Source organism: Synergistaceae bacterium DZ-S4, from assembly GCA_025943965.1.
Classification (GTDB): Bacteria; Synergistota; Synergistia; order Synergistales; family Synergistaceae; genus Caenicola; species Caenicola nitritireducens.
In genome coordinates this window covers 12,426-26,224 of record JAPCWD010000010.1, presented here as the reverse complement: position 1 = coordinate 26,224, position 13,799 = coordinate 12,426, and the positions used below count along the sequence as shown (strand labels likewise).

General features: G+C 49.2%; 9 protein-coding genes and 3 tRNA genes. 4 read left to right on the top strand and 8 right to left on the bottom strand.

The genetic code is table 11. The annotated features are described in order from the left end of the window. Positions 1-12: 12 nt before the first annotated feature. The 8 genes from OLM33_07410 to OLM33_07375 all read right to left on the bottom strand — a co-directional run bounded on the left by OLM33_07410 (position 13) and on the right by OLM33_07375 (position 6,404). Positions 13-642 (bottom strand): protease inhibitor I42 family protein, encoded by a 630-nt coding sequence (locus OLM33_07410; protein ID MCW1713487.1) that lies wholly within the window; start codon positions 640-642, stop codon positions 13-15. Positions 643-931: 289 nt separating this feature from the next. Beyond that, on the bottom strand, positions 932-1,951 hold the full coding sequence (locus OLM33_07405) for an ADP-ribosylglycohydrolase family protein (GenBank protein MCW1713486.1): 1,020 nt from the start codon (positions 1,949-1,951) through the stop codon (positions 932-934). Positions 1,952-2,358: 407 nt separating this feature from the next. Further along, positions 2,359-2,435 (bottom strand) — tRNA-Met (locus OLM33_07400). Between the two features lie 5 nt (positions 2,436-2,440). Beyond that, positions 2,441-2,517: transfer RNA gene (locus OLM33_07395), tRNA-Met, on the bottom strand. A 20-nt stretch (positions 2,518-2,537) separates the two neighbouring features. Next, positions 2,538-2,623, bottom strand: a tRNA-Leu gene (locus tag OLM33_07390). A gap of 28 nt (positions 2,624-2,651) precedes the next feature. Further along, positions 2,652-3,329 carry an endonuclease III gene (locus OLM33_07385; protein MCW1713485.1) on the bottom strand — a complete coding sequence of 226 codons (678 nt, stop codon included), beginning with the start codon at positions 3,327-3,329 and terminating at the stop codon, positions 2,652-2,654. Next, positions 3,326-5,878 carry an AAA family ATPase gene (locus tag OLM33_07380; protein ID MCW1713484.1) on the bottom strand — a complete coding sequence of 851 codons (2,553 nt, stop codon included), beginning with the start codon at positions 5,876-5,878 and terminating at the stop codon, positions 3,326-3,328. Before OLM33_07380 ends, OLM33_07385 begins: the two co-directional genes overlap by 4 nt. 322 nt (positions 5,879-6,200) lie before the next feature. Then, positions 6,201-6,404: a cold-shock protein gene (locus OLM33_07375; GenBank protein ID MCW1713483.1), complete on the bottom strand. Its 204-nt coding sequence runs from the start codon at positions 6,402-6,404 to the stop codon at positions 6,201-6,203. A gap of 334 nt (positions 6,405-6,738) precedes the next feature. On the opposite strand from OLM33_07375, the gene clpB reads away from it, so the two are divergent. From clpB to OLM33_07355, 4 genes are all read left to right on the top strand, one after another. Then, entirely contained in the window at positions 6,739-9,342 is a 2,604-nt protein-coding gene (clpB, locus tag OLM33_07370) for an ATP-dependent chaperone ClpB (GenBank protein MCW1713482.1), read from the top strand. 99 nt (positions 9,343-9,441) lie between these two features. Further along, positions 9,442-11,316: a molecular chaperone HtpG gene (htpG, locus tag OLM33_07365; protein MCW1713481.1), complete on the top strand. Its 1,875-nt coding sequence runs from the start codon at positions 9,442-9,444 to the stop codon at positions 11,314-11,316. 153 nt (positions 11,317-11,469) lie between these two features. Continuing rightward, on the top strand, positions 11,470-12,174 hold the full coding sequence (locus OLM33_07360) for a hypothetical protein (GenBank protein MCW1713480.1): 705 nt from the start codon (positions 11,470-11,472) through the stop codon (positions 12,172-12,174). A gap of 204 nt (positions 12,175-12,378) precedes the next feature. Then, entirely contained in the window at positions 12,379-13,620 is a 1,242-nt protein-coding gene (locus OLM33_07355; protein ID MCW1713479.1) for a DUF1015 domain-containing protein, read from the top strand. The last annotated feature ends 179 nt before the right edge of the window (positions 13,621-13,799 follow it).

The window sequence follows — 13,799 nt, the reverse complement described above, 5'->3', positions numbered from 1 at the left end:
ATCTTTTTTCTTCTATTTGACCCGGACTGAACTGATGTGGTATCTGACTGGGGGCACAGCCGTCTCCCAAGGTCTGTGGTATGCAAGGAGAATGTCTGACCTGCCCGGAGCGGCCGCATTGAACTTCCATATTTCATGGCCCGAACGGCCTTTCGCATGACCGCCAACTTCATCTTTTTCCTCCGGCCCTTCCACCATTTTTTCTTTGAAGGCAAGTATACTTTCCCTGCCTTTTCCCAACAGAGTCCATGAGTATCCTGTCGAGGGATTGGAGGGCAGCCTCAGTGAGTATTCATGTCCGGCAGATGTCTTTTCGAATCCGGCTGTCAGGGTCAGCCCTCCCCTTTCGGGGCAGCGCAGCCCCTCTGCGCGGACTGTCTGAGAATCCGGCATTGTAAGGCGTATCGCAAAAGAGCTCCCTGGAATGATGCCTGAAACAATAAATTTGCCGTCACGTCCAGAAACAGCCCGTTTCAAAACTTTCCCGTCCCAGATATTTACTTTTACACCAGAGGCCGAAGAACCGTTAAGGCCTGAAACAAAACCTTCAATTCTGCCATCCGGGGTCTCTGCTCCTACAGCGGAAAAACCGGTGAAAATAACAAGCAATAATGAAAGTATAAACGTGCATGATGTTTTCATGACAGATACTCCCCCTTCTTAAATATGTACCGATGTGTAACAGGCTTCATAGACATGATTATATTAACACCATTGAAGGTCACATCTCCGATATTACATAGAGAGCAACAGGCAATTAAAGCAAAAATATAAAACCCGTCAAATATATTAATTGGTAGGTTAATATGAGGAATTCTCATGTATGCAGTCTGCTAAAATTCATGGGAAAAGGAGAAGTGAAAATCGGCCGGGAAGGCCCTTTGGAAGACCACTAAGGCCTGCAATGCGTGTCTGTTCGGTTAAAACCAAATTATAAATGTGCGGTATCTGGTCTCCCCTGCTGTCCGGTATCGCCGGCTGTGTACAGTTTAAATGCCAGTTCCCGGATCTCCCTTACCGAATCCTGATAAGTACGGGGGAATTTGCCTTTTGAAGTGTCGCATTTCTCAACTGTTCTGATCCAGTCTTTCGGGAACATGTTATACCCGAAATATGCTCCGGCAAGGGCACCGGTTATGGCACAATTTGTATCCGTGTCGCCGCCCATATATGCCGTTTCGCATATTGCTTGTTCCGGTGTTTCGCTGTGCATAAGCCTGTAAACCGCATTCTGCAGTGAAAGGATCACCCACCCGCTTTTACCCGGTATGTCCTCAGGCTCCCTTTCCTTTGCGTCAACGAGCGATCCTGTAAGGACGTTGTCCCCTAGTGTATCCGCTGTCCGGCAGATACTGCCGTATATTTCATCCCTTTCAGACCCCAGGATCGCAAGTGCCAGTGCCTGGACAAAGACTATGTTTGCCGCGGTGCAGGTGCTGTTGGGGTGTGTAAGTCCGGCATCAAGGGCTGAATCTGCAAAAAGTTCTGTGAGGTCAGGCTCTTGGTTATCTTTGATCCTTCCTGCGTGATAGACAGCCAGGGGGCTGATCCTCATCAAAGCTCCGTTTGCCTGGCTCGTTTCGCTCGGCGTACTGTATCCTCCCAGAGCCCTGAAGGTAGTCATGCCTATGTCGAAGGGTTTTGAATCAAACCATTGTCTGTAATGTTTTAACGCTGTCTCTCTTTCGTACCGCCCAGTCTCAATGATGCTGTCCGCCAGTGCCACAGCCATTTCGGAGTCATCCGTTATCTGTCCCCCGACAGTAGGCCAGGTGTAGCTTTCGCCCATTATTCTGTATCCAGGACCTACTATCTGAAGGATGTTGTAGGATGTCTTGAATTCAAACTGAGCACCAAAAGCGTCCCCGCAGAAATGCCCTGCCAGACAGCCCGCGGCCCTGTTTAGTCTGCTCTCCCTTGTCGTACCTCTGGCCATTTCAGCCATTATCATCCTTTCTCCCCCTTTATGCAGAGGATCCTCTGCCCCTTTTATCGGTCAACATAGACGGTCATCGTTCCGAGCGGTCATCCTAATAAATTATCTTTCCGTTATCCTGTAATATATCGCTCACAACAAGGTCTCACAAAGTAGCTCCGGAGCTGGTCCATGCAGGGAACAGGTCTTGAATTACATTGTTTCTGTCAGGACACAGGTTCTTTTATTATTGTTGCCGGTGCATAGGTAAAGGTAAGGAAATACGGGCAAAATTGAGATAGGGATCCCATTAACATTCCATCCTATATTGTATACCATTTCAACTTAAAGTAAAGGATACCGATTTGGGACCAAGTATTTTAGAATGACTTCCTATAGAGGAGAATACAAAAACCCGGCCTTTCAGCCGGGTAATATTCGTTTGGTGGCGCTGACTGGATTCGAACCGGTGACCTGTCGGGTATGAACCGAATGCTCTAGCCAACTGAGCTACAGCGCCAAAATTGGTTGCGGGGGCAGGATTTGAACCTGCGACCTTCGGGTTATGAGCCCGACGAGCTTCCGTACTGCTCCACCCCGCGATTTTCAGTTGTTGCGTTAATGGTGCCGAGAGCGGGATTCGAACCCGCACGAACTTGCGTTCGCAGGATTTTAAGTCCCGTGCGTCTACCATTCCGCCATCCCGGCAAACAGGAAGTATTATACCAACAAATGCTCATCCGTCAAGACTTTTTGAGAACTGACACCAATTTTTTGAGTAACATTTGTCGCAGTCCGGTTTTCTCGCCGAACAGATGCCCCTGCCATGCTCGATCATGTTTAGATGAGCTCCTCTAAAGCGTTCCCTGGGGAGCGTACTCTCAAGATATTCCTGTATCTTGTCCGGAGCCATCTTTTCCGGTGCCCACCCCAGCCTTCGGCTTATCCTTGCCACATGAGTGTCTACGGGAAAGGCAGGGACGCCAAGATCGAATACCAGGACACATGCCGCTGTCTTGACGCCAACTCCGGGGAGCGATACAAGAAATTCCCTTGCTTTGGCCGCATCCCAGTTTTTTAGCTCGCCGATCGAATAACTCCCGAATTTATCCCTGAGTATCGCAAGGATCTGCTTCATCCTCGCTGCTTTAGTATCCCCCAGACCGGCTACCCTGATGAGATCGACTATACGTTCGGCGGGGGCCTCTGCGGCCATTTCCCACCGTGGATATTCGGCTTTGAGTTTTTCAAAAGCCTTGTCCCGGTTCCTGTCGTTTGTATTCTGGGAGAGCAGTGTCAGCATTAGTCCGTCAAGCGGGTCATCGTGCTTCAGCTCCGGAGAAGGCCTTCCCTCATTGCCCCAGTGCCTTTCAAAGGCATCGAGGATCTCCCTGGCATGGTGAGGTCTCTTCACTTACCGGGCTCCTCAAATATTTTGCCCTTCTTCTTACCTTTTGATTTTTTCTTATCTTCAGGAGGATCGACCTTGTCCTGCATCTTCTTCTTGTGTCTAAAGGAACGCTCGATCCAGGCTTCCAGGCATGCCTTTACCCTTCCGTGTATGCTCTCCTCAGGATATTCGCCCTTTTCATCAGGAACTCCGGCACTGACGTCTGTCAGTATCTCTATGCCCTCATCTATGGTCCTGACGCTCCATATATGGAATTTACCCTTCCTGACGGCTTCAAGGACCTCGTGGCTGAGCATGAGGTGTTGTTCGTTCTGGTGCGGGATCATGACCCCCTGTTCGCCTGTCAGACCTGAAACTTTGCAGTAGCTGAAGAACCCCTCTATCTTTTCGTTTACGCCGCCTATGGGCTGTATGTTGCCGAACTGGTCGACAGATCCGGTTACTGCGATGCTCTGCTTCAGCGGTATTCCGGAGAGCGCAGAAAGCATGCAGTAAAGTTCTGTAGAGGATGCGCTGTCTCCCTCAACTCCCCCGTAAGTCTGTTCAAAGGCGATCCGTGCCGTCATCGAAAGCGGGAAATGCTGCGCGTATTTGCGGCCGAGATAGCTTGAGAGGATGAGAAGGCCCTTGTTGTGTATGGGGCCGGTCATGTTTACCTCACGCTCTATGTTGACTATTCCCTCCTGACCCATGTATACGTTTGCGGTTATCCTGACAGGGGAACCGAAGCTGTGGTCCACGAGTTGGGCGACTGTAAGGCCGTTTATCTGTCCGACGGCTGATCCTGCAGTATCTATCCTGATAACACCGTCACTGAAGCCTTCGCGGATCTTCTCCTCAAGAAGGTTGGAGCGGAATGTCTTTTCATCGATCGCCTTTATCACATGAGTCAGGCCTACCTGTTTTTTGGCTTCCATCCTCGCCCAGGCCGTAGCTTCAACAAGAATTTCGGCGATCTTGTTAAACTGTGTACAGATCTTGTTTTGATTTTCGACCAGCCGGGACGCCCATTCAATGACCTCCCCCACTGCCTGGACAGTAAAATTCAGCTTGCCTTCGTGTTCGACAAACCCTGCAATGAAACGGGCGACCTGCATTTCGGATTCCTGCGTCCTCGGCATGTCTGTATCGAAGTCAGCCTTTATCTTGAATATCTTCTGAAACTCGGGATCATAGATATTCAGCAGGTAGTAGAGGTACGGCGTGCCTACGACAACTACCTTCATGTCGATCGGGATAGCTTCCGGCCTGAGCGATGAAACAGGTATATACCCCAGCTGCTCTCCGAGGTTTTCGATCAGGAGTTCCCTGCAGCGAAGCACCCTTTTCAATGCGTCCCATGACATGAACTGCCTCAGGAGCTCTTCCGCCTCCAGCAGGAGAAAACCTCCGTTGGCCCTGTGCATGGCTCCCGGAGTTATCCTTCTGAAATCGGTATAAAGGTTTCCCTGGCGGCTTTCGTACTCTACCTTTCCGACCAGGTTGTAATAGACAGGATTTGTTTCCCTTATTACAGGAGCACCCTCGTTCGGATTGTTTGAGACAAATGAATTTACCTCGTAACGGCTGAAGTCCACGTCCGCTGCTTCGTCGCGGGCTGCCGCGAGAAAGGCGTTGAAGTTTGCGACAATGTCTTCCGTGAAGTCGTCGAACCATTCCTCAAGCTTTTTGTTCGGGGCATATTTCGCCCTGAGTTCAGAGAGGATGGGGCCTATCGCATTTCTGCATATCTGACCTTCGAGTTCTTTGATCTTCTCTTTGAGGTCCTTCTCTCTCTCCCTGATGGACCTCAGTGTCTCGAGCGTCTTCTGGGATATCTCCTCTGAGGCTTTCTGGAGCTTTTCCTGCTCTTCTTCCGAGAGGTTTTCAAACTCTTCCTGCTGCATCTCCCTCAAAACGGGTTCGGTATTTTTCGCCTCAGCCTTTTCTGCCTGCTCAGCCTCGTTTTCCGCCTTGACTGACTTTTCATCGGCATCTATTACGGGAGGCGCAAATATCATGGGCAGGTTAACAAAGCCCTGAGGGGTGCGCTTTATCGCGAAGCGCTTCTCCTCCGCCCATTTGCGGAGTTCTTCCATATACTTGTTGACCTCTTCCTGGAATGACTTAACCAGTTGGGCCTTGTTGTCTTCAAATTCATTGTTGTCAAATGCCTTTGCCAGGACAGACTTAAGATCCTCGACCGCATTCTCGGCATCCTTTGAAAGTTCCTTGCCTTTACCGGCAGGAAGCCTTACGGCAAGCGGAGTTCCGGGCTCGTCAAAGTTATATACATAGACCCAGTCGTCAGGTGCGGGCATTGTCGACGCGCAGCGGGTAAGCTCCTGCATAGCGTATGTGGTCCTTCCGCTCCCGGGCTCCCCGACCATGAAGATGTTATAGCCCTTGCTCTGTACGGACAGGCCAAAACTTACAGCATGGACAGCCCTTTCCTGTCCTACCAGTGCCTCCAGCTTCGGAAGGGATTTGGTCGTCCTGAAACCCAGTGACCCGATATCGGCAGTCCGTCTCAATTTTGCAACAGGGAGTTTTTTATCTTTAATAAGGGACATGCTGCAGCCTCCTCGAAAAATACAAAATCTGCATAGCTTGGGTTCAAAATACCAGTCAACAATAGACGAAATCATGTGTTTTAGGCAAGAGGCAATTTACATAAATTACAAAGAAAAAGAAATATCGAAAAGAGCAGGTCGAATTTTAAGAGGAGACAACTGGCGTCGGTTTTCAAGTTAAAGCAGCAGTTTTTGATTCTCAACAGAAAGCTTATCTTTAACTTTCAAAAACGATTTAAAAAGGAAGACAACGAGTCTCCTCGCTGTCTTCCTTCAATAGTTTATTTCCTTATTAATAAAGAAATATGCTGGCTAGCCTAAGCTAGATCTTCTCGACGTCAGAAGCCTGAGGCCCTTTGCTGCCCTGTGTGATCTCGAAGGATACCTTCTGACCTTCATCAAGGGTTTTGAATCCGTCGCCCTGGATGGCGCTGAAATGTACAAAGACATCGTTGCCTTCATCTGTGGTGATAAAACCATAACCCTTAGTTGCGTTGAACCATTTTACTGTACCGTTGCTTTTCAATGTGTTGCCTCCCAACAGGAAATATTGTAATCGGAACTTATCCGACCCTGCAACTTTAAACTTATCCGAGCCACTTGTCAAGCACATTTGACTAAATATTTTCCACATACAGCCAATTTTGCTGAAATATCAGAGATTATTTTGAACCTTGTGTACATTCTTAGAAATCAAAAGATTATAAGAAATTATTACAGTAATACGGCTAAAATTGATAATATTTGTATGTAACCCGCCGCAGATTCCTCAAAGGAGGATTGTTTGATTTTGTTTGACCTATATAATATTAGAGATTGGTCAACAATAGTTAATTAATTTGGACATTGGAGGAATTGCAATGAATATGAATAAACTTACACAGAAATCACAGGAAGCATTTTATGAGGCTCAGAACATCGCCATAAAGCATGGGCATCAGGAGGTCGATGTCGAACATTTGGCGCTTGCGCTGATAAGCCAGGAAAACGGACTTATACCAAAGCTTATCACCAGGATGGGGCTGCCGGCGGAAAATATCATAAACGCCCTTGAGATAGATCTCCGCAAAAGACCCCGTGTTTCGGGCGCAGGACAGGAAGCCGGAAAGATATTCGTATCCCAGAGGCTTTCACAGCTCATCGTGAAGGCGGGAGACGAGGCTGACGCACTTAAAGACGATTACGTGTCCGTTGAGCATATTTTCCTTGCGATGCTGTCGGAAGGCACCTCTGCACCATCGGTAAAGGTATTCTCAGCCTTCGGACTGAACAGGGACAATTTCCTTAAGACCCTGTGCGATGTCCGCGGCAACCAAAGGGTGACTACGGACAACCCTGAGGACACTTACGAAGTGCTTGAAAAATACGGCAGGGATCTGGTCAGGGCCGCTCGCGAGAACAGGCTCGACCCTGTAATCGGCCGTGACGAAGAAATAAGACGAGTAATAAGGATACTGAGTCGCAAGACAAAGAACAACCCTGTGCTTATTGGAGAACCAGGAGTCGGTAAGACAGCGATAGTTGAAGGATTGGCAATGAGGATCAACAGAGGCGACGTACCCGAAGGGCTGAAGGACAGATCCATCTTCGCGCTCGACATGGGATCGCTTCTTGCCGGTGCCAAATACAGGGGTGAATTCGAAGAGAGGCTCAAGGCAGTGCTTAATGAAGTCAAGAAGAGCGAGGGACAGGTCATCCTCTTCATTGACGAGCTCCATACCATTGTCGGAGCAGGGAAAGCAGAGGGCGCGATCGATGCCGGCAACATGCTGAAACCCATGCTGGCAAGAGGAGAGCTGCACTGCATAGGAGCGACCACGCTCGAAGAGTACAGGAACTACATCGAGAAGGACGCTGCGCTTGAAAGAAGGTTCCAGCCTGTACTGGTAGAGGCTCCAGACGTTGAGGACACCATATCTATACTCAGGGGCCTTAAGGAACGCTTCCAGCTGCATCATGGGGTAAGAATACAGGACAACGCGCTGGTTGCCGCGGCTATACTTTCCAACCGCTACATATCGGACAGGTTCCTTCCGGATAAGGCCATAGACCTTGTAGATGAAGCATGCGCCATGATCAGGACTGACATCGACTCCATGCCGGCTGAACTGGACGACGTCTCCCGCCGGGTTATGCAGCTTGAGATAGAGGAAGCGGCACTGAAAAACGAGAAGGACAAGGCGAGCAGGGACCGGCTTGAAGCCCTTCAGAAAGAGCTAGCCGACCTCAAGGAGAAGGCGAATACCCTAAGGGCACAGTACGAGACAGAGAAGGCAAATATTTCGAAGGTCAGGAGCCTGCGTGAAGAGATCGAAAAGGTAAGGCGCGAGATCGAGAAGGCGGAGAGGGAATATGACCTTAACAGGGCCGCGCAGCTGCGCCACGGCACCCTTCCCGGACTTGAAAAAAAGATAGAGGAAGAGGAGAAGGCCATTGCTTCCGGCGGGTCGCGCCTGCTCAGGGAAGAGGTCACGGGCGGCGAGATAGCAGAAATAATTGCCAAATGGACCGGAATACCGGTAACAAAGCTGATGGAGGGTGAAATTGAAAAGCTTCTGCACCTTGACGACGAGCTTCATCGGAGGGTCATTGGCCAGAACGAGGCTGTAGAACTTGTAGCGGACGCCGTTTTAAGGGCGCGTTCAGGCATCAAGGACCCCAAAAGGCCAATCGGTTCCTTCATATTCCTTGGCCCTACGGGGGTTGGAAAGACAGAACTTGCAAGGGCGCTGGCAGAAACGCTTTTTGACTCTGAAGAAAATATGGTAAGGATCGACATGTCGGAATACATGGAGAAGCACTCTGTCTCAAGGCTGGTCGGCGCTCCTCCCGGGTATGTCGGTTATGATGAGGGAGGCCAGCTGACCGAAGCTGTCAGGAGACACCCATATTCAGTCGTGCTTTTCGACGAGATCGAAAAGGCACATCCTGATGTCTTCAACATCCTTCTTCAGATACTTGACGACGGCCGCGCGACGGACAGCCACGGCAGGACCGTGAATTTCAAGAACTGCGTGATCATAATGACAAGCAACATAGGTGCGCAGGACCTTATCAGCGGGATGGACGCCTCGACCGGGGATATATCCGAGGCAACGAAGGCAGAGGTCATGTCTGCCCTAAGGAGTAAGTTCAGGCCGGAATTCCTAAACAGAGTCGACGAGATAATATTTTTCAAACCACTGCGGATGGAAGAAATCACAGAGATCGTGAAGCTGCTGCTGAAACAGCTTGAGGAAAGGCTAAAGGAAAGGAACATAACCCTTGAAGTGACTCCCGAAGCACTAAATATCGCCGCCAAAAACGGCTACGACCCTGTTTACGGAGCAAGGCCGCTGAAAAGATATCTGCAAAAAAGACTTGAGACTCAGATCGCCCGCCTTATAATAAGCGGAGAAGCTGAGGAAGGTTCGGTGATAAGGGTCGAGAACCAGGGGAACGACCTGGTGATACATGTAGAGTGATCCAATTTTTGATAAGTTGATTTCCGGGGCTGCATCTGACATGGAGTTGTCGCCCCGGGATCAGATTTTAAATCAATGATAAGAGCAGGAGGATTTCGAATGTCACAGAATATCGAGAAGCATGAATTCCAAAGCGAAGCAAGACAGGTCCTGGAGCTGATGATCAACTCCGTCTACTCCAACCCGGATATTTTTCTTAGGGAACTTATATCGAACGCCTCTGACGCGCTCGACAAGCTGAGGATTGCGAGCCTGAGCAAAACCGAGCTTACCGATCCGGCAAAAGAAGGCGAGATCAGGGTAGTTATAGACGGGAAGGCTATGACGCTTACCGTCAGCGACAACGGCATCGGGATGGATAGGGATGAACTTGTATCATACCTCGGCACTATCGCGAGGAGCGGTACAAAGGAATTTATCAAGGCAATGCAGGAGGCAGCCTCCTCAAAGAACAGCGATCTGATCGGTCAGTTCGGCGTAGGATTTTATTCCAGTTTCATCGCAGCAGACAAAGTCACCGTCGAAACAAAAAAAGCAGGCTCAGACAAAAGCTGGACATGGGAATCGGAAGGTGAAGGCACATATACCATTAGTGAAGCTGACCGTGATACAAACGGCACATCCGTTACCCTCCACATAAAGGAGAGGGACAAGGACGACGAATCGTCAAAAGATTACCTCTCAGAGTGGACACTCAGAAGCATAATAAAACAGTACTCAGACTTCGTTACCTATCCGATCTACCTTGAAGACAGGTCAAAGACGGATAAAGAGAAGGAAGAGCCCGTCAATTCGATGAAGGCCCTTTGGACAAGACCGGAGAGCGAAGTCGGCGACGATGAGTACAGAGAATTCTACCGCCACCTGACACACGACTGGGAAGACCCGATCGAACGCATCAGCTACAAGGCAGAAGGCTCAAGTGAATTTCGCGCTCTGCTCTATATCCCCTCCCGTCCCCCGGTCGACCTGTTTTTCCAGGACGGCAAACATGGGGTACAGCTCTACATACGCCGCGTATTCATAATGAACGACTGCAGCGAGCTGATTCCCGAATATCTTCGGTTTATCAAGGGAGTCGTCGATTCAGAAGACCTGTCGCTCAATATTTCACGCGAGATACTCCAGCAGGACAGGCAGACCGCCATGATAAAAAACAACATTACACGTAAAGTGCTTGACGCGCTTAAAAAAATGAAAACAGACCGCCCCGAGGAGTTTAAAAAATTCTGGCAGATGTTTGGGATGGTCCTCAAGGAAGGAATAATTTCCGATACAAAGAACCGCGAGCAGATAATGAAACTATGCCTCCTTGACAGTTCCGGAGGCGAAAAGACCACTCTGGAGGAATATGTTTCAAGGATGTCTGACGGGCAGAAAAATATTTACTACATCACCGGGGGCCCTGTCAAAAATCTTGAGATATCACCAAAGATCGAAGGATTTAAAAAGAAAAACATAGAAGTCCTCCTGTTGGGAGATGCAGTTGACGAGATATGGGTAAACCATGCAAGGAAGTTCGGAGACTATGAGTTCGTATCCGTTTCTCAGGAAGATATTGCCCTTCCGGAGGGAAGCGGATTCGACAGCACAGAGGGCAGGGAAGAACTTGAAAAGACGGGGTTTGTCTCAAAACTGAAAGAATCACTGGCCGACATGGTCGAAGATGTTAAGATATCCACAAGGCTTGTAGACTCCCCTGCATGTTTCGTCCAGAAGGGCGAACCCATCTCTCCCCAGATGAGAAATTTCTTCCGCAGCATGGGACAGGAGGTCCCAGAGGAAAAGAAGGTACTTGAGGTGAACCCGGCACACCCGCTCATAAAAAAAATAGCCGCTGAGACTGAAAAAGGAAATGCAGACGTCGCAGAGTGGGCAAATGTCCTGATGGGTCTTGCGTCGATCTGCGAAGGCGAACCCGTAGAGGACGGCAGGAAGTTCACAATGCTTTTGACAAAATTGCTCGAAAAGTAATTTTTTCAAATATGCTTCATGGCGCCCGGTACTTTCCGGGCGCCTTTTTTCATGCACAGCAGAACGTTCGGATCCGTTCCAAAGTCTGACTGGACCATATGAAATAAGCGGTTTGCCCTGTAACTCGCTCTTTTGATATGATAAACTGACAAGATGAAGAAAATACTCTCGCTCCTTACAGCAATAATAATATTTGCAGCTTCTCCGTCATATGCGTTTGAAAAGGCGGTTCCGATGGATTTTATATTTAAGGGCGGCGACTTTCGTGAGCACATGATCATGGTTATTGACGCTCCGCTTTCAGCGAGGATAGCGGGACCTGACGGATCCCATTTTTATATTGATTTTACAGGCAGATGCGAACTTCAGAATACCGAAACGGACGACAACGGCATAGAAACCTATTCCGCAGCCCCAAACACCGTGACAGTAAGGTCCTCCGCTGAAAAGACCGGTAACGGCAGCCTTGCCGCAGGCCTTATATACGAACCTGTCACCTCTTCACTCGCATGGCTCGTTCACTCGACCGGCCCCGCCGGGACGGGAGAAAGGTGGACGGAAGAGCTAACCGAGAGTGAGTATCAGTTTATAGGATTCCAGACTACGATAACCGCTGACGTCGGGACCAACGCGGTCCTTGTGCAGTACGCGGGAGATCTTCCTGACACAAAGGAAATAGTATTGGAAATCACCGATGCCGATGCCACTGAAATTCTAACGCGGAAGTTGATCAGCACCGATGATATCCCGGGCTACTTTCAGATCCCGGGAGGAGGCATCCTTGCCATCGAGAGTGCAGAGAACGTGGACGGCATTCGGATCATCAGTTACGAGTGGGTGAAAGAACCTCCGCTTTAGTGTCGGGATCATACAGGGCAGTATTTGCAAGGCCGTCACTTCTCGCGATATCTTTGAGCCGCCCTTCTCCGCTCTTAGCAACTGCTCGTTCATTGCTTGCCTACAGCTTGCGATCGCTTGCCCGCATTTACGTAGTATAATACTCACCTAAACTCCATAAATTACACTGTGCTAAATTAACAGCACTGCAAAGGGGAAATTCATATGAAACCTTGTTTTATGCCTGCTGACATATTGCTGCCGAATGAAAAAATAGAGATGAAGAAGTGGGCTGTTATCGCATGTGACCAGTACACTAGCCAGCCTGAATACTGGGAAAAGGTCAGGGAGGTCGTCGGTACATCAGCATCTGCCCTTAACATCGTATTCCCCGAGGTCTGCCTCGGAAAAGAGAACGGCAGGATCGAGAATATATGCGCATCAATGAAAGAGTATTTAAAAAACGGAATAGTGAACCAAGCGGTATCCAACGGCTTTATCCTCGTTGAACGCGAGGTGGAACACGGGACAAGGACCGGGCTTATCGGAGTGATAGACCTTGAGGAGTATGATTTTCACCCCGGCTCAAATAAACTTATCAGAGCTACGGAGGGAACGGTACTCTCCAGGATCCCTCCGAGAGTCAGGATAAGGGAGAACGCTGTACTTGAATGTCCCCACGTCTTGCTCCTCATCGACGATCCCTGTAAAAGGCTTATCGAGCCTCTGGCGGCTCAAAAAGCTGACCTGAGAAGACTGTACGACTTTGACCTGATGCTTGGCGGCGGCAACGTAAAGGGTTATGCGATAGAAGGAGAAAGGGCAAAGTCACATATGATGCTTATATCCCAAATGCAGGCCGAAAGCAGCAGTTTCTTCCTCGCTGCCGGTGACGGCAACCACTCTCTTGCAACGGCAAAGACATGCTGGGAGAATATCAAAGCTGATCTGAGCGAAAACAAAAAGGGATCCCATCCAGCCAGGTTCTCCCTGGTCGAGGTCATTAACCTACATGACGATGCACTAAACTTCGAACCTATCCACCGAGTAGTCGGAGATCATGACTACACGAAGGTGCTTGAAGCCTTTCATAAATACGTTAAGGAAAATGGCCTGACCGCTGAGGTGGGCGACGACGTCACATTTGTCGGTCCCACCGGGGAAAAGGCAGCACTTTCTATCGGCGGCCTTGACGGAAGGCTTCCCGTCGATGTCATCCAGCGATTTCTTGATGAACTTACTAAAAACGACCCCGAAAAACTCGACTACATTCACGGCGACAAACATGTGAAGGATCTGGTAAAGAAGAAAAAAGCGACAGGTATCCTGCTGAAATCGATAGACAAATCAAGCCTTTTCCCCGGCATAGCTGCCGGCGGAGTACTGCCCAGAAAGACCTTCTCGATAGGACATGCGGATGAAAAGAAATTTTACATCGAATGCAGAAGGATCTCGGAAGAGCAATGACTCTTTTCGCCAATTCATTACAGCCGCGAGGCTGCAAATTTTCTGCGGCATCTCCATGCCGCACTTCACCAAAGTATTTTTTCGGTTTTAGCGATAACCTCTCCAAAACCACAATTGGGGCAAATCGTGAGTGATGACGACGTAACTTGTGATGCTTCGAACGCGTATGTCAATACGTT